The sequence below is a fragment of the Nocardia sp. CA-128927 genome, from assembly GCF_050955855.1.
GTDB lineage: Bacteria > Actinomycetota > Actinomycetes > Mycobacteriales > Mycobacteriaceae > Nocardia.
This window is the reverse complement of the sequence record NZ_CP192087.1, coordinates 5,970,892-5,987,898: the sequence shown is the minus strand read 5'-3', so window position 1 is coordinate 5,987,898 and position 17,007 is coordinate 5,970,892. Positions and strand designations below refer to the sequence as shown.

Sequence of the window (17,007 nt, the reverse complement as noted above, 5' to 3'; positions counted from 1 at the left end):
GAGGTTGTGGTACCAAGACTTCTGTCATTCTTCGGCCGATCCGCGAGGAAGCCCGACGGCGCGCGTCGGTTGTCGCTGTGACGGTAATCATGGCCACGCGGTTGCCGTCACACCGCGCGCTATATCCGTGGTTCTGCGATCGTGTGGTGATGCGCATGTGGGATCGGTTCGCGGCCGTGGTCACCGCTCGTAAGTCATGGTTGCTGCTCGTGGTACTGGCCGCCGTTTGGGCGGGGTTGATCGGGGGGATCGGGGACAACGACGCCGCGGGGGAGGCGCCGAACTCGTTGCCGGGCAGTGCGGAATCGGCGCGCGTCAAAGAGTTGCTCACGCAGTTTCCTGATGCGGGGACCGCGCCAGCGGTGGTCGTGGTGACGCGCAGCGACGCTGCCGAATTGCGTGCCGACGACCTGACGGGGCTGCGCGCGAAGCTTGGCGAGCTGGCGTTTTCGCCGGATCGGAAAGCCGCGATCGGGCGGCTGCCGGTCGATGCGAAGCTGAGCGGGTTCGCGTTGACCGACCGCATCAATGAGCTGCGTGACTCCGTGAAAGCTGGGCAGCCGGCCGATCTGCGGATCCAGGTGACCGGTGGGCCCGCGTTCGGTGGTGACATCGCGGATTCCTTCGCGGGGGCCAACATCACCCTGCTCGCGGTGACGGCTCTCGTCGTCGCGGTGCTGCTGATCGTCACCTACCGGTCGCCGGTGCTGTGGCTGGTGCCGCTGCTCGTCGTCGGATCGGCGGATCGGGTGGCCGCCACCGTCGGCACCGGGCTGGCTCGGCTGACCGGGCTGGCTTTCGATGGCTCGACGTCGGGGATCACCAGCGTGCTCGTGTTCGGAGCCGGGACGAACTATGCGTTGCTGCTGGTCTCGCGCTACCGCGACGAGTTGCATCCGCACCCGGATCATCGAACGGCGTTGCGCCGCGCGGTTCGGCACGCTGGTCCGGCGATCCTGGCGAGCAACGTCACCGTCGTCGCCGCACTCTTGACGCTGCTGCTGGCTTCGTTGCCGAACACCCGGAGTCTCGGTGTGGGTGCGGCCGCCGGATTGGTAGTCGCGCTGGTGTTCGTCCTCATCGCGCTGCCTGCCGCGCTCGCCCTGTGCGGGCGAAACGTCTTCTGGCCGTTCGTGCCGCGTGCGGACGATCGGATCGCGGCCGAGCAAGGGATGTGGCACGCGATCGCCGCATTTGTGGTGCGCAAGCCGGTGCTCGTGGCCTGCGGCGCGGTGGCTGTGCTGGGCGTGTTCGCGGCGGGTTTGATCGGGACGGACGTCGGTCTGTCGCAGACCGATCAGTTCCGGGTCCGCGCCGAATCCGTCGAGGGATTCGACACGCTCGCCGCGCATTTCCCCGCGGGCGCGGCCAATCCGACGATCGTGGTGGCGAAGGGTGACGCGGGGGTCCAACAGGCGCTGAGCGCCTTGCCCGGCGTTACGTCGGTAACGCCCACCGGAACCGCGCCGTCCGGGCTGATGCGGTGGTCGGTCGTGCTGAACGCCGAACCCGGTTCCCCGCAAGCCTTCTCCACCATCGAGTCGATGCGCGCCGAGTTGGCTTCGGTGCCCGGGGCACTCGTCGGTGGCGGTGACGCGGAAGGTTTGGACACCAGGAAAGCCGCCGAACACGATCAACGCTTGGTGATCCCGGCGATCCTGGCCGTCGTGTCGATCATCCTGCTCGCCCTGCTGCGCGCCGTCCCCGCCGCCCTGCTGCTGGTCGGCGTTTCGGTGCTCAGCGCGCTGGCCGCGCTCGGTCTCGGCGCCTGGATCGGCCTGCACGTCTTCGGGTTTCCGGCGTTGGATACCAGCGCCCCGCTGTACGCCTTCCTCTTCCTGGTCGCGCTCGGCATCGACTACACCATCTTCCTGGTCACCCGAGCCCGTGAGGAAACCCCCGACCACGGCAGCACCCAGGGCATCGTGCGCGCCGTATCCGCCACCGGCGCAGTCATCACCAGCGCGGGCATCGTGCTGGCCGCCGTCTTCTGTGTACTGGGCGTCCTCCCGCTGATCATCCTCACCCAACTCGGAATCATCGTCGGTCTGGGCATCCTGCTTGACACATTCTTGGTCCGAACCGTAGTAATCCCAGCGCTTTTCAGCCTCATCGGTCCGAAGATCTGGTGGCCCAACCCACTCTCGCGGGTCGCCACCCCGACAGGCGACACGGAGCAGCGGAATCAGGTCGCTTCCGGCGGCGCCTGAATCTCGAGGCGATCCGCGGCGAGACGGCGCAGCACAGTGCGGTCCGGTTTGTTGCTACCGATCGTCGGCATCTGGGCGAGGATCAGCACCACTTCGGGTGCGTAGGCTTCGCCCATTTCGGCGCGAACCAGAGCTGTCACATCTTCGCCTGACAGATGACCCGGGGGAGTGGGAACTACTGCGGCGGCGATCCTTTCGTCGCGGTCGGCACCGATGATGACCCCGAACACGACCGCCTGCTGAATCCGAGGATCACGGTGCAGCACCTTGTCGATCTGAGCGGGATACACCGTCTGGCCGACACCGACGATGGTGTCCTTGCTGCGCCCCACGATGCTGAGATACCCTTCCGCATCGAGGAATCCGAGGTCGCCGGTGTGGAACCAGCCGTCACGCAACGCTTCCGCGGTGAGGTCGGGCCGCTTGTAGTAGCCGCTCATCAATCCTGGTCCGCGAACCCAGATTTCACCGGTCGCCCCGGTCTCCAGTGACTCGGCATCCCCATCGCGGATACTCACCTCCACTCGCTGCATCGGCCGCCCGACGGTCATCAGCAGTTCCGGCCGTTGCTGCTCTGCGGGGCCGAGCAGGGTGATCTGGCCTATTTCGTTGGTCCCGTACCCGGTGGTGATGATCGGTCCGAACCGCTTCAGCGCCTGGACGATACGTTCCGGGGCGGCTGGACCACCGGTGATCATCAGCAACCGCAGGCTCGAGGTGTCGGTCGATTCGAGGGCCGGGTGGTCCAGCAATCGATGCAGCATGCTCGGCTGCATCCAGATGAAATTGATACCTTCGCGTTCGATCGCCGCCAGGACCTGGCCGGGGTCGAAGGCGTTCTCTTGCAACACCACCCGGCCACCCGCGGCGAGCACGACCTCGGCCAGCGTTCCGCCGAGATGCCCGATCGCGGTGCACATCAGCTGTGTTGTCTTCCACATTCGCAACGCCGCAGGGGAGTAGTAACCGGGCAGGGCGAAGGTATGTGGGATTCCCTTGGGCGTCCCGGTGCTCCCGCCGGTGAGCCGGATCGCCGAAAGATCCTCCGGCCGTGCCTGAATGGCGATCGGCTCGGCGGATTCGGCGGCGGCGAGCTCGGTCAGGTTTGCGGCGTCGGGATGTCGTCCCAGTGCGAGAGCGGTGACGCCAGGAACCTGCTCGATAGCCGCCAGCAGCCGGTCGTCGTCACGACCAGGAGTGAACACGACCGCGGTGGGTTCCACATAGCGCAGCATCTCGACCAGCAGCGACGGCCCGAGATCGTCGTAGATGATCCAGGTAGCGCAGCCGATCGCGTTGGCGGCGAATCGCAGCACGAACGTCTCCGGTTCGGCACCAGTGGCCACCGCGACCACATCACCGCGTCGCAACCCCTGAGCGGTGAGCACGCGCGCCATCCGGTTGATGCCGTCGAGCAGGTCACCGTACGTCCATTCGCCACGCGCATGGGTGATCGCGACTTGCGAAGGCTGCTGCGCGAAGGCATCGAGAAGATAACCGATCGTGGTCGTCTCGCCTTCGGAAGTTGTTGCCATGAAATGCCTTTCCAGGTTTCAGGACGCGGTCGCGCGAATCGCAACAGGGAGCGCGCGGGGTTCAGTGACATCGTCGCCGAGAGCGGCGGTCGCCGCTGGCGATCAGCAGCACGTGAGTCGGCGCACGATCAGGTCGACCCGGGTGGCGTTGACGCGACCATTGTGTGACACTTTGTTCAGATCTGGACACTTTGTAAAGGAGTAATCGGGAATGATTGCGGCGCTCTTGCTGGTGGCGGCACGTCTCAGCAATCTCGGGGTCTCGGCGGGCGAGAAGTGAGCGGTACCGCGGACGCGGTGTTCGCCGCGATGACGCCCTTGGTCGAGGGCATCGCGGCGACCTTCGGGCGCAGCTGTGAGGTTGTGCTGCACGACTACCGCGACCCGGAGCGGTCCGTGGTCGCGGTCGCCGGTTCGGTCACGGGGCGCGGCGTCGGCGATGCCATGAGCGAAATCGGTTTGCGGGTGCTGGCCGCGGGGCCGGACGCGTGCAACGAGGTCGGCTATCTCACCCGCGCCCAGGACGGGCGGATGCTGAAATGCACGACGCTGCCGCTGCACGACGCCGACGGGACGCTGATCGGCGCCTTGTGCATCAACGTCGACCTCTCGGCCATCAACCGGGCCACGGGTGTGTTGTCGGACCTGCTCGGGCTGTCCGCGATGGCGGAATTGCCCGTGCCGGCGACGGACTTCTCCGGGGATCTGGACCAGGTGCTCGACTCCCTGATCGAGCGCGCCGAACGTGCGCACGCGGTGCCCGCGGCGGCACTGGGACGTGATCAACGGCTGGAACTCGTGCAATCACTGCATGATTCGGGCGTCTTCGCGCTGCGCGGTGCACCCGCGCGGGTGGCCAAGCGCCTCGGCATCTCTCGAACCGGCCTCTACAACGACCTGGCCACCGTGAAGAAGGACTGCGAACAGCCATGACCGACACCATCTCTCCGGCAACCCGCCCACCCGCCGAGACTCCGGCACTGATCACCGAGTCCGAGTCGGCGGCCCTGATCGACGAGGAACTCGCGATGCAGGCCGCTCGAAAAGCGTTCCTGGCGAGCACAACTGGAACGGCGTTTCCGGTGGTGATCGGGCACGCAGGCCGGCCCGCCAATCGGTTCACCCTGAAATCAGGCTCGGCGGGCGACCTGGTCGGCGTCAAAGTCGGCAGCTTCTGGCCCGACAACGACAAGATCGCGATGCCGCGCCACAACTCGACCATCGTGCTGCTCGCCCCCGAGACCGGCCGCCTGGCCGCCGTGGTGGAGGCCGCGACCGCCAACGCCTATCGCACCGCCGCTGCGGACGCACTCGCCGTCGACACCCTGGCGCGACCCGACGCGCACACGCTGACCGTAATCGGCACGGGCCACCAGGCCCTCTACGAGGTCCGTGCCGTCACCCGGGTGCGACCGATCCGACGGGTCTTCGTGGTCGGCCGCCGCCCCGACGTCGCGCGCGAATTCGCTCTAGCCGTAACGACTTACACCGGTTTGCCCGCCGAACCCGCCGAGACGCAGACTGCGGTCGCCGCGGCGGACGTCGTCGTCACCGCGACGACTGCCCGCGAGCCGCTGTTCGACGCGGCGTGGATCGCACCCGGAACGCACATCTCCGCGATGGGCGCCGACGGCCCCGGCAAACAGGAACTGCCGCCGGAGTTGTACGACCGGGCGCGCCTGTTCTGCGACCTGCCAGACCAATCGCGGACCATCGGCGAATTCCAGCACGCGGGCACGGCCGCACTCACCCCGCTGGGTGCCGTGCTCACCGGTGCCGCCGAGGGCCGCCGATCACCCGACGACATCACGGTGTTCGACAGCTCTGGTTTCGCTCTCCAAGACCTCATCCTCGCCGCCGCACTGCTGCACCGGCACAACACGCAGGACTAACCCGTGATCACCCTGGACACTCCCGACACCCCCTTCGCCGTCGTCGACACCACTCGACTCGACCGCAATATCCAACGGCTGCACGACCATCTGGACACACTCGGCGTCCCATTGCGTCTCCACGTCAAGACGAGCAAGTCCACCGATGTCGCCCGTCGCGTGCACGCAGCCGGACCCGGGCCCATCACCGTTTCCACCCTCGGTGAGGCCGAGTACTTCGCCGACGCCGGTTACCGCGACATCCTCTACGCCGTGGGCATCGACCCGCACAAACTGCCCCGCGTCGCCGCGCTCATCGGTCGCGGCGTCACCCTCACCGTCCTGCTCGACAGCCCAGCCCAAGCACACGCCCTCACTCGGTTCGCCGACGAGCAGGGCATTCGGATCCCCACGCTGATCGAGATCGACTGCGACGGCCACCGCGGCGGCGTCACACCGAGCGATCCCGCCTTGCTCGAGATCGGCCGGATCCTCGCCGATAATCTCGCCGGTGTCCTCGGCCACGCAGGCGAGTCCTACTTCGCTTACACACCCGAGGCTCTGCATAAGGCCGCCGACAACGAGCGCGACGCCACGGTTGCCGCGGCGAGCGCCCTCCGCACCGCAGGACTGCCCTGTCCGGTGGTGAGCGTCGGTTCGACGCCCACCGCGCACGGTGCCACCGACCTCACCGGGGTAACCGAGGTCCGAGCCGGTAACTACGTCTTCTTCGACCTCGTCATGGCAGGTATCGGCGTCTGCACCGCCGACGATCTCGCACTGTCGGTGGTCGTCACCGTCATCGGGCATCAACGCGCCAAGGACTGGATCATCACCGACGGTGGCTGGATGGCCACGTCACGCGACCGCGGAACCCAGAGCCAATCGGTCGACCAGGGCTACGGCCTCGTCACCGACCTCGCGGGCCAGCTCATCCCGGACTTGCTCATGACCGGAGCCAGCCAGGAACACGGCATCCTGACCCGCCGCCCCGGCAGCACCCGCCCCATGCCCGATCTGCCCGTCGGCACCCGGCTGCGCATCCTGCCCAACCACGCCTGCGCCACCGCCGCCCAACATCACCGCTACCACGTGGTCGACAGCTCGACGAGTACTCTCGAGATCGACGCAGTGTGGCTGCGCCACAACGGTTGGTAGACAGCGTTGTGGCGGAGTGACCACGACCGAACGTGATTGAGCGCGAGGAGCCGGGGTACGGCTGAGAACGAGGACCCGCCGGAGTTGCCGGGAACCTGACACCGATCGATCGGTGGACTCTTCAGGGAAAAGGAACGAACGCGATGACAGATACCCTCGTCGACCTCGAGCTCGAAGGTCAGGTGGCGCGACCTGCTGCTCGGCGACGGCCGGTACGGAGCGGTGGTGCGGCCGCCGCGGACGTCTGGCGCGACGCCAAAACCGTTCTGGTGACCCGAGTCACCGGCCCGCGGCAGCTGACCAAGGCGCCACGGCTGGTCATTCCGATCGGCGACACCCAGCTCGCCTTCCGCGTGTCGTCGCAGTCCGACGAAGCCGCCGAGCTGGCGCGCGACGGACGGGTGCTCGTTCAACCCGGCGACCGGCGCGGCACCCCCGCACTCGGCTCCCACCAGCGGCAAGGCCGAGCCCAGTTGGTGACCGCGGGCAGCCTGCTGCCCCATGTGGAATCCGAGATCGCCGCCAAGTACCGGTGGCGAATCCCCATGACGCGCTTCGCCCATCGCCTCGGCCACCGCGACGCACCCTATGCCGACATCGTCGTCCTCGTCACCGTGGCCGAGCCCAGCCCGATCCCCATGCTGTCGCAGTAATACCGACGGCGAATCAGCAGCCATCGGTTTCTGCTATCGTCGATACCTAGCAGATCTAGGTATCGGAGTCTGGGTGCACATCGACAAGGATTTGGTCGCGGCGTCCGCGACGCCGCTGGTGCTCGGGATACTCGCCGACGGCGAGTCCTACGGCTACGCCATTCTCAAGCGGGTCAACGAGTTGTCCGGTGGGCGCATGCAATGGACCGACGGGATGCTCTATCCGCTGTTGCACCGGCTAGAGCGGCTCGGCCATGTGACGTCGACCTGGCAGGCTGCCGAGAGCGGGCGGCGGCGCAAACACTATGCGATCACCGATTCGGGCCGGGCCGCGCTCGCCGAACGACGCACCCAATGGGCCGTCGTGGCCGACGCACTCGGGCAGGTCTGGCGCAGCGTCGAGCTGCCGCCGACCACGGCGAACGGATGGGCGTGATGAGTACCGAGGCCGAGCTGGAATCGCAGATCGGGCAGTGGCGCGGCTACGTCCAGCGGCACCGGGCGATCTCGGCCGCCGATGTCGCGGAGATGGAAGACCATCTGCGCGAACAGGTTTCGGACCTGACCGGCGCCGGCCTGGCATCCGACGAGGCGTTTCTGGTCGCCGTCAAACGGATGGGTAGTGTCGACTCGATCTCCCGTGAATTCGCGCGCGAGCATTCCGACCGGCTGTGGAAACAGCTGGTACTGCTGCCCGCCGAACCGGAAGGCGGGGTCGCTCGCCCCAGGCGTGAGTTGATCGTCGTGCTCGCCTTGGCCGTCGTCGCGGCGCTGACGTTGAAGCTCGGCCTCTCGGTCCTCGATGATGCCGTGTTGGCCCGCAACATCAGTTTGTTCGTATTGCCTTTCCTCGCTGGCTATTTCGCGTGGAAGCGCCAGGTGTCGCCGCGCGTCGCCGCCGCCCTGCTGGTGCCGTTCGCACTCGCCGCCATCGTGCTGAACGTCTATCCCTTCGACCCGGATGGCTCGACCGAGATCATCGCCGCGATCCACGCGCCGATCGCGTTGTGGTTCGCCGTCGGTGTGGCGTATGTCGGCGGGGAGTGGCGATCCGACCAGCGCCGAATGGATTTCATCCGATTCACCGGCGAATGGGTGGTCTACCTGACCCTGCTCGCCTTCGGTGGTGGCGTGCTGATGGGCCTGACGGTCAACGCGTTCGCCACCCTCGACGTGGACATCGAGTGGGTCATCGGAGATTGGGTGCTGCCGTTCGGCGTCGCGGGTGCGGTGATCGTCGCGGCCTGGCTGGTCGAGGCCAAGCAGAACGTGGTGGAGAACATCGCTCCCGTACTCACCCGCGTGTTCACCCCGCTCACCGTCGTGATGCTGCTCGCGCTGCTGGTGGCGTTCGCGACCAACCGCAGCGTCATCGACGTCGACCGCAATCTGCTCATCCTGATGGATGTGATTCTCGTGCTGGTGCTCGGATTGCTGCTGTATGCGATCTCCGCGCGCGATCCGCTTGCCCCGCCCGACACCTTCGATCGCCTGCAGCTGGTCCTGGTCATCAGCGCGCTCGCCGTCGATGTGGTGATGCTGGCCGCAATGGCCTCGCGCATCGTGGAATTCGGCTTCACCCCGAACAAGGCGGTGGCGCTCGGTATGAACCTGGTGCTGCTGGTGAATCTGGTGTGGTCGATACGGCTCGGGTTCGGATTCGTCCGCGGCAAGCGCGGGTTCGCCGACGTCGAACGCTGGCAGACCCAGTATCTACCGGTCTACGGCGCGTGGGCCGCGGCCGTGATCGTCGTGCTGCCACCGGTTTTCGACTTCGCTTGACAGCGAGCTGACGCGGTCAGCGTGCGCGATGTACCCGCGTCTCGTCCCAGACCGGTGTGTCGCGTTCGTAAACGGCACCGTCGGAACCGAACACGAGGAAGCGGTCGAATTCGCGGGCGAACCACCGGTCGTGGGTGACGGCGATGACCGTGCCCTCGAATTGGGCGATGCCCTGCTCGAGCGCGTCGGCCGAGTGTAAGTCCAGGTTGTCGGTCGGCTCGTCGAGCAACAGCATTGTCACGCCGGACAATTCGAGCAACAGGATCTGCAACCGCGCCTGCTGACCACCCGACAGATGGTCGTAGCGTTGTTCGGCGGCGCGGGCGAGCTCGTATCGATCCAGCACCCGGCTGGCCGCCTCGCGACCCATCCCGTCCCGGTGTTCGTTGCCGAGATGCAGGATCTCGAGCAGCGTTCGGCCCGAAAGGTCCGGCCGGGAATGGGTTTGTGCGAAGTAGCCGGGGCGGACCCGGGCGCCGAGCACGGCGGTGCCGGTATGCGGCACCGGCGCGAGATCGACATCCTGGACGGGCCGGTGTCCGATATCGGGATCGGTGCCGCCCGCCGCGAGTAGCCGCAGGAAGTGTGACTTGCCGGATCCGTTGGCGCCCAACACCGCAACGCGATCGCCATACCAGATCTCGGCGTCGAACGGCCGCATCAACCCGGTGAGTTCGAGTTGCGTGCACACCAGCGATCGTCGTCCGGTCCGGCCGCCGCGCAACCGCACGGATACGTTCTGCCGCAACGGAATCGCCTCGGGCGGTCCGGCGGCCTCGAACTTCGCCAACCTGGTCTGCGCGGCGTGGTAGCGCGCCGCGACACCGTCGTTGAACTTGGCCTTCTCCCGCAAGCGCAGGACAAGCGCGCGCAACTTGACGCGGTCTTCGTCCCAGCGTCTGCCCAATTCGGCCAGCCGCGAATTGCGATCCTCGCGCGCCTGCTGATAACCGGCGAAACCGCCACCGTGAATCCAGGATGTCGCGCCACTGACGCCGGGTTCGAGGGTCACGATCCTGGTGGCGGCGTTCGCGATCAGCTCGCGATCGTGGCTGACGAACAGCACCGACTTGTCCGATTCGGCGATCGTGCGTTCCAGCCACTGTTTGCCGGGCACATCCAGGTAGTTGTCCGGCTCGTCGAGCAGCAGCAACTCGTCCGGCCCGGCGAACAGCGCCTCCAGGACGACACGCTTCTGCTCACCCCCGCTGAGCGTGCTCAGGCTCCGCCACTTGGCCCGATCGAACGGGACGCCGAGAGCGGCTATGGTCACCCGGTCCCAGAACGTTTCGACCTCGTATCCGCCGACATCGGCCCAGTCCGTGAGCGCGTGCGCATACGCCAGTTGAGTCGACTGCTCGTCTCGTTCGATCAACGTGTTCTCGGCGGCGTCGAGCGTGGTCGCGGCCGCACGGACCGCGCTCGGCGCAACCGCCACGAGCAGGTCACGCACCGTGGACTCGTCGTCGGCCTGGCCGATGAACTGCCGCATGACGCCCAGACTCCCGGACCGGGTGACCGCGCCACCGTCGGGTGTGAGATCACCGGCGATGAGGCCGAGCAGGGTCGTCTTCCCGGTGCCGTTCGGCCCGATCAGCGCCGCCTTGACGCCTTCGCCGATGCGGAAGCCGACCCCGTCGAGCAGCTGTCGCCCGTCGGGGAGGAAGTAGTCGAGGTCCGCGATATCTATGTGCGCCATGGCGTGTCCAGCCAACCCCACCGATGCCCGACATCGCAAACGGGTTTCCCCCGAGGGGTCGGTGACCGGCAAGTGAACTCATAGCGGCCAGACGGGTATCAGGGTGGTGCAGAGGTTCGTGCGTAGGTCATCGTGGATTCCGGCACCTGCGCAGTCCGCCGACTTGCGGTGTCAGATGCACTGTGGCACTTCAGTTTTGCTGACCAGCACATCCGAGCCGGAGCGAGTCGACTTGAGTTTGTATCTCCCGGAGGAACTCCGCTGGCTGGGCTGGATCGCGGGATCGAACTGGCCCGACGGCGACGAGGACGCGATGTGGGCGGTCGCCGCGGCATGGAAGACCGCGAGCGGGGAGCTCGAGGCGCTGCTCTCGCAGATCGACGCGGCCAAGCGGGACACTGTGCGGGCCTATCCGCAGGGTGCGGCCGCCGAGGAGATGGGCAAGCTGTTCGACGGGCTCCGCAGCGGCGATCAGTCGCTGGAATCGCTGGCTCAGCTGTTGCAGCAGATATCGGACTCGTCCTTCGATCTGGGTACCCAGCTGCAGGCGACCAAGCTCACCATCGTCATCTCGCTGTGCTGGCTGGCGATGGAAATCCTGTGGGCGTGGCTGTTTCCGCCGACCGCGCCCGCCGTGGAGGCTGCCGCCATCACGACTACCCGTTCGTTTCTGCGGGTCTTCGAAGACATGGTGCAGAAGGCGATCACGAACCTGGCCCGCAAGCTGGGCGCGTCCGCCGAGAAGCGGTACTTCTGGAAGTCGTTGGCGGGCGGGCGATTCGTGCTGCCGACCGCGAAGGGCTGGGGCGTGTACGGCGTGAAGTTCGGCGAAAGTGCCATCACGTCAGCGGGATTGAACGCGGCCGTGCAACTCGGTCAGATGGCGGACGGGAAGCGGCGGCACTTCGACGGTAAAGAGTTCGGTGTGTCGGTGTTCGCCTCGGCCGCCGGAACGCTGCCTTCGCGTGAGTTCGCACGGTATCTGGGCCGGGGGATCGACAAGTGGGCCGGTCGGTCCCTGGACAACGTGTGGGGGCGCACCGGGCGCGGTGCGTTCATCGGGGCGGCGTCGGGTGTGGTCGGTTCCGCGGCGGGAAACGTCGCGGTCGGTGTGGCAACCGGGGATTGGTCGTCGTTCACGTCGCCCGCGGGGTGGGTCGGTGGTGCCGCGCGCGGCGGGCTGGTCGGTGGTGCGCGCGGTGGGTTCGCGAAGTCGAGCCCGATCTCGCGAGGCGATGTTCGGTTCCCGGTTTGGATGCACAAGCCGGGTGCGCCGCGGACGCCGCCGTCGGACGTGGCGAGTCATGGCAGCTCGGGCGGTTCGAGTCGGTCGGGCGGATCTTCTATCGAGATGCAATCGCTGAACGGGGGAGGGAGCGGCCGTAGCGGTTCGACCGGCGGAGGAACGGGCGGTCGGAGCACGCACAGCAGCTCGTACAGCGGCGGGGGCGACAACTCGAGTGGTAACGGTGGTCGTGGGAGCTCGCATGGCGGGGGTGATGGGGCGAGTAACAACGGTGGTCGTTCGCATGGCGGTGACGGCTCGAGCATCAACAGTGGCTCGCATGGCGGCGACGGCGCGAGTAACAACAGTGGTCGCAACGGCTCGCATGGTGGCGACGGGTCGAGTAATAACGGTGGTCGCGGCAGTTCGTATGGCGGTGAGGGGTCGACCAACAATGGCAGTCGCGGCACCGGTCCGGCGCCTTCCACGGTCGAAAGTGGTGGCGGATCACGGAGTTCGCAACCAACACCAGTAGGGAACGGTTCGGTATCGCACCAGAGCCCGCCAGCAGTGCGCCCCGCCGACGGTACGGTCCGCGGCGATACCAACAGCCGGGGCACGCTCGACAGTGACGGGCGGTCGTTCCATACCGACCGGGGCACGCTCGACAGCCAAGGCCAGTCGTTCCACACCGGCCGCGGGACACTCGACAGTCAGGGACAGTCGTTCCATACCGCGCGGGATTCGTTCCATTCCGCGCAGGAGTCGCTCGGCGGTGGTCAGTCGTCGGTGCACGGCTCGAATAGCGATGGCGGATCGACGGGTTCGGGCCGCGACGGGTTCGTGCCACCCACGTCGTGGCAATCGTCGGTCGACGGCGGATGGCGGCCGCCCAGCAGCCATGGATCGGTGGTGGATCCGCCGCCCGCACCCGGTTCGTCCACGGGCGGCGGATCGCGTGCGGGAACTCCGATTCCAGGGTCGCCGGTGCCCGGCGGATCGGTCAACGGTCAGTCTTCCGGCTCGTCCGTCTCCTCCGGTGCGTCCGGCACGGGTTCGTCGTCCACGGGCCCGCATTCAGGTCCACCCTCGGGCGGCCCGGGTTCCACGCACTCCGGCGACAGCACGAACAGCCGTGGCTCGCAAAACAATCACGGAGCCCCTCGACCGGATCCTTTCCTCGGCCCGGGCAAGGACATGAAGGGCAAGACGCGACCGAAACTGCTGCCGCACTGGGAGCCGCTGCCGGGTGGATTCGACGCGCCGGACGCGCCGGACGCCTCCGCATGGATGTTCGGCCCATCGGAAGACGACCCGCCGAAGGACACCGAAGGTGGCACGGGGGACGTGCCTTTCACGCTGAACGGCCGCTAGACACACGAGCAGAGAGCAGACGAAATGGCACGCAAGGTCGAGGTCGACACGAACCAACTGCGACACGCCGCGGGGGAGTGCGATCAGATCCACGACAGCATCTCGCGCACCCTGGGCACGCTGCGCTCGGCGGTGAGCGGAGCCGGAGCCCCCTGGGGCAAAGACAGTTTCGGCAAGAAGTTCGCCGACGGCGACAAGGGTTACCTTGTGGCCCGCGAGAACCTGCTGGCCGGTGTCGAGCAGATGGCAACCACGTTCGGTGACTACGGCAAAGGCCAACGGGACGCTGCCGACAAGATGGATGCGATGGAAGCCGGCAACACGTAGGGGCACAGCTGAGCTCACGCGAAGCGGCGCTCGAACTACGTCAACTGACGGATTCGCGTGCCGGTTGTCGCCACCTAGTTTCGTAGACGTGTACACCGAGCCGCACAAACATCTCCCCGGGCCCCTGCTGGTCGTCGCCGCTCTCACGATCGCCTTGGCCGCGACCGCATGCGGCGACACCGCATCGCCGACGCCCGCCGCGGTCGTCACGGAATGCCCGAGCAGCCCGATACCGCCGGGCCGACCCGTCCCCGCCCAAGGCGCACCTCCCCGGATAGTCGTGCCGGTCGACACCAGCACCAGCACGGTCCTCAACCCGGGCACGGCTCCACAGATCCAATGCGGACGCACACCCATCTCCACCCGCGCCGACGTCGCCTACGCAACGGTGCCCCTGCCCGGCGGGCAGACCAAGCAGCTGGCAATGGACATCCAGGTCCCGCAGACCGCCGGGCGCAAGCCGCTGGTCGTCTACGTTCCCGGCGGCGGGTTCGTCATGGCGGACAAGGGCGGAAATCTCGCGCTACGAACGTTTGTCGCCGAAGCGGGCTACGTCGTCGCCAGCATCCAGTACCGCGTTCAACCCGACGGCGCGACCTACGCCGACAGCATCTCCGACGTCAAAGCCGCTATCCGATACCTGCGAGCGCACGCCGCCGACTACGACATCAACCCCAATACAGTCGGCGTCTGGGGCGACTCCGCCGGCGGCTACCTGGCCGCGATGACTGGAGTCACCAATGGCGACAAACGCTTCGACATCGGCGCCGATCTCAACCAGCCCAGCGACGTACAGGCCGTCATCGACAAGTTCGGCGCCTCCGACCTCTCCCGACTCCAGTCCGACTTCGACCCCGACACCCAGCAGGCCATGGCCCCACTACTCGCCTCGACCGCGAAATACGTCAACGGCCCCACCAGCACAACACCACTCACCGCAGACCCCACCGCCGTCGCCCAAGCCAACCCCATCACCCACATCCACCCCACCGACCCACCCTTCGCAATCTTCCACGGCAGCGAAGACACCACAATCTCGCCAAGCCAAACCCTCATCCTCCACAACGCCCTGATCGCCGCAGGCGTCAACAGCACCCGCTACATCTGAGGTTCCCCCCAAATGGTGGACGGGGGGTTATGCGGCCGAAGTGGCCGCGAGGAGTGACCGCTCATAATTGTCGGGGCTGAGCATCCCGATCGTGGAGTGGCGTCTTCTACTGTTGTAGAAATTCATCCATTTGTCAACTGCTGCAACGAGTTCCGCTTTGGTGGCGAAGGTGTGTCGATAGTAGTATTCGTGTTTGAATGTCGACCACAGGCTTTCCGCGCCGGCATTGTCCCAGCATATTCCGGTCGATCCCATGGATCGGCGCAGACCGTGCCGATCGCAGGCGGCAGCCATGTCGTTGGCGGTGTACTGGCTACCTCGGTCCGAATGCAGAACCGTGCCCGCACACGACCCGCCACGCGCCGCTACCGCCCGGTCCACGGCGTCGGTGACCATCTCGGTCCGCATGTGATCGGCCACGGTCCAGCCGAGCACCTTCTTGGAATGCTCGTCCTTGATCGCGCACAGGTACATATCGCCTTCACCGCAAGTCAGATAGGTGATGTCGGAAACCCAGACTGCGTCTACACGGCCCTGGTCGAAAAGACGTTGCACCAGGTCGTCCGGGAACGACGCGGTCGGGTCCACGATCGTGGTCCGCACCTTGAAGGTGCGCGGGCTGATCCCGGCCAGCCCGATCTCGGCCATGATCGCCGCGACCGTCTTCTCCGACACCCGATCACCGCGATCGCGCAGCTCGGCGGTGATCCGCGGAGCCCCGTAGGTCCCATCGGAGTCTTTATGGACGGCAAGGATCTTCACCGTCAAGTCGGCGCGCCGCTGCTGCCGATCGGTCAACACAGGGGCCGTCTTCCGCTTCAGGTACGCGTAGAACCCTGAGGTCGATACACTCAACAACCGCGCCATGCGCGTGATATCGGCTGTGCTGCCGTTGATTTCGGTGGCGGCGCACTGCGCTGCCATCAGCTCGAACCGGGCCGGTTCTGCTGCATCGCCGCGAAGTACGCGCTCGCTTTTTTTAGGAAACTGACGTCTTTCTCCAGCTCGCTGACCTGCTTGCGTAACCGGAGCAACTCTGCCCGCTCGGCCGGGCTCAACGGCTGCTCGCCGTGTACCTCGGCCGCCGCTATCCGGCGGCGTTCGTCTTGGACCCATTTAGCGAGAAGGCTTTCATGCAAACCCAACTCGCCAGCCACCGCGGCGATCGTGCGACCGGAATCGATCACCCGATGCGCGGCCTCGACCCGGTACTCGGCCGTGAACGACCGGCGCTTCCGAGACGATGACATACTGGACATCCTTCCAGCAGGACCGCGATCCCGCTAAATCGGTGTCCACTGCTTGGGGGGAGCCTCAATCATCACCGGCGCCGCCCACGGCGACGTAGCCTTCACCGGAACCCCCGAGAACTCCCTACAGTGGACAACCCAGGAAGTCGCCACCCACCTCACAACCTTCCTCACACAGCACCTGAAGCGATAAGCGTTGGCGGACTAGTAGGGCCGGTATGGCGGTTGACCTTGGCCGTTAGGGTTTGCGGGCTGACCGTAGGGCGGGGCGGGCTGACCGTACGGGGGCCCAGGTTGATACGGAGGTCCCGGCGGGAATTGGGCTTGATTCTGTTGGCGGCGAGCCGCGATCCAGCGGCCAGTGTTCGGAACCGCAGCGAGAGTCAGTGTCGCCAGGACAAGCACGACGCCAACCACTGACAGCGGACTGAACACACCGAACAAGGCCGAACTGATGATCAGGTTGAGCAAGGCCAGCGCCCCGCCCACGAACACCATGACGCGGCCCGCCGTCAGTCGGCACATCAACACAATGCCGCCCACCACGAGCAGAAATGCGATGAATCCCGCTGCGATCGCACTGAATTGGAGCTTGCCCGGCGTCACGCCGAGCCGACCCGGGTCCAACGATGCCCACGCCGCGGCCGCAAGCACGTTCTGCCCACCACACAGCACTGCGAGCACCCCACCGATGATCGCAGTCGCACCGCTGGCCGATGGCGGCAGCGGAGGTGGATATCCATGGCCGGGCGGTGGGTAGCCTGGCTGACCATAGCCCTGCGGACCATACGGATAGCTCATCGGAACTCCCCCTC

Annotated in this window: 14 protein-coding genes and 1 pseudogene; 10 read left to right on the top strand and 5 right to left on the bottom strand. The window is 66.5% G+C overall.

Annotated features, from left to right (window positions below):
- The first annotated feature begins 149 nt into the window (after positions 1–149).
- The gene (locus ACQPW1_RS28055) at positions 150–2,210 is read left to right on the top strand and encodes an MMPL family transporter (protein WP_433654597.1); all 2,061 of its coding nucleotides are present in this window, start codon (positions 150–152) and stop codon (positions 2,208–2,210) included.
- On the opposite strand, the gene ACQPW1_RS28050 is transcribed toward ACQPW1_RS28055, so the two are convergent.
- Positions 2,186–3,745 (bottom strand): AMP-binding protein, encoded by a 1,560-nt coding sequence (locus ACQPW1_RS28050; protein ID WP_433654596.1) that lies wholly within the window; start codon positions 3,743–3,745, stop codon positions 2,186–2,188. The genes ACQPW1_RS28055 and ACQPW1_RS28050 overlap by 25 nt on opposite strands.
- A 276-nt stretch (positions 3,746–4,021) precedes the next feature.
- Between ACQPW1_RS28050 and ACQPW1_RS28045 the strand changes: the two genes are divergently transcribed.
- The 6 genes from ACQPW1_RS28045 (at position 4,022) to ACQPW1_RS28020 (ending at position 9,209) form a co-directional block, all read left to right on the top strand.
- Positions 4,022–4,678 (top strand): helix-turn-helix transcriptional regulator, encoded by a 657-nt coding sequence (locus ACQPW1_RS28045; RefSeq protein ID WP_433654595.1) that lies wholly within the window; start codon positions 4,022–4,024, stop codon positions 4,676–4,678.
- Positions 4,675–5,637: an ornithine cyclodeaminase family protein gene (locus ACQPW1_RS28040; RefSeq protein ID WP_433654594.1), complete on the top strand. Its 963-nt coding sequence runs from the start codon at positions 4,675–4,677 to the stop codon at positions 5,635–5,637. The genes ACQPW1_RS28045 and ACQPW1_RS28040 overlap by 4 nt, the downstream gene beginning before the upstream one ends.
- A 3-nt stretch (positions 5,638–5,640) precedes the next feature.
- The gene (locus ACQPW1_RS28035) at positions 5,641–6,774 is read left to right on the top strand and encodes a DSD1 family PLP-dependent enzyme (protein ID WP_433654593.1); all 1,134 of its coding nucleotides are present in this window, start codon (positions 5,641–5,643) and stop codon (positions 6,772–6,774) included.
- A gap of 143 nt (positions 6,775–6,917) precedes the next feature.
- Positions 6,918–7,427, top strand: a complete 510-nt coding sequence (locus tag ACQPW1_RS28030) for a hypothetical protein (RefSeq protein WP_433654592.1) — start codon at positions 6,918–6,920, stop codon at positions 7,425–7,427.
- 73 nt (positions 7,428–7,500) lie between these two features.
- Positions 7,501–7,863, top strand: coding sequence for a PadR family transcriptional regulator (locus ACQPW1_RS28025; RefSeq protein WP_433654591.1), 363 nt, complete (start codon positions 7,501–7,503; stop codon positions 7,861–7,863).
- Positions 7,863–9,209 carry a permease prefix domain 1-containing protein gene (locus ACQPW1_RS28020; protein ID WP_433654590.1) on the top strand — a complete coding sequence of 449 codons (1,347 nt, stop codon included), beginning with the start codon at positions 7,863–7,865 and terminating at the stop codon, positions 9,207–9,209. Before ACQPW1_RS28025 ends, ACQPW1_RS28020 begins: the two co-directional genes overlap by 1 nt.
- A 16-nt stretch (positions 9,210–9,225) precedes the next feature.
- On the opposite strand, the gene ACQPW1_RS28015 is transcribed toward ACQPW1_RS28020, so the two are convergent.
- Positions 9,226–10,908 (bottom strand): ABC-F family ATP-binding cassette domain-containing protein, encoded by a 1,683-nt coding sequence (locus tag ACQPW1_RS28015; protein ID WP_433654588.1) that lies wholly within the window; start codon positions 10,906–10,908, stop codon positions 9,226–9,228.
- A gap of 232 nt (positions 10,909–11,140) precedes the next feature.
- Between ACQPW1_RS28015 and ACQPW1_RS28010 the strand changes: the two genes are divergently transcribed.
- The 3 genes from ACQPW1_RS28010 to ACQPW1_RS28000 all read left to right on the top strand — a co-directional run bounded on the left by ACQPW1_RS28010 (position 11,141) and on the right by ACQPW1_RS28000 (position 14,942).
- Positions 11,141–13,507 carry a hypothetical protein gene (locus tag ACQPW1_RS28010; RefSeq protein WP_433654587.1) on the top strand — a complete coding sequence of 789 codons (2,367 nt, stop codon included), beginning with the start codon at positions 11,141–11,143 and terminating at the stop codon, positions 13,505–13,507.
- A 24-nt stretch (positions 13,508–13,531) separates the two neighbouring features.
- Positions 13,532–13,834 (top strand): hypothetical protein, encoded by a 303-nt coding sequence (locus tag ACQPW1_RS28005; protein WP_433654586.1) that lies wholly within the window; start codon positions 13,532–13,534, stop codon positions 13,832–13,834.
- 88 nt (positions 13,835–13,922) lie between these two features.
- The gene (locus ACQPW1_RS28000) at positions 13,923–14,942 is read left to right on the top strand and encodes an alpha/beta hydrolase fold domain-containing protein (protein ID WP_433654585.1); all 1,020 of its coding nucleotides are present in this window, start codon (positions 13,923–13,925) and stop codon (positions 14,940–14,942) included.
- Positions 14,943–14,969: 27 nt separating this feature from the next.
- Here the strand turns inward: ACQPW1_RS28000 and ACQPW1_RS27995 are convergent, their stop codons facing one another.
- The 3 genes and pseudogenes from ACQPW1_RS27995 to ACQPW1_RS27985 form a co-directional block, all read right to left on the bottom strand.
- On the bottom strand, positions 14,970–16,058 hold the full coding sequence (locus tag ACQPW1_RS27995; RefSeq protein WP_433653973.1) for an IS3 family transposase: 1,089 nt from the start codon (positions 16,056–16,058) through the stop codon (positions 14,970–14,972).
- A pseudogene (locus ACQPW1_RS27990) lies at positions 15,950–16,192 on the bottom strand (transposase); the annotation flags it as partial. The pseudogene ACQPW1_RS27990 and the gene ACQPW1_RS27995, both read right to left, overlap by 109 nt.
- Before the next feature lie 204 nt (positions 16,193–16,396).
- Positions 16,397–16,993 (bottom strand): hypothetical protein, encoded by a 597-nt coding sequence (locus ACQPW1_RS27985; protein WP_433654584.1) that lies wholly within the window; start codon positions 16,991–16,993, stop codon positions 16,397–16,399.
- Positions 16,994–17,007 lie beyond the last annotated feature (14 nt).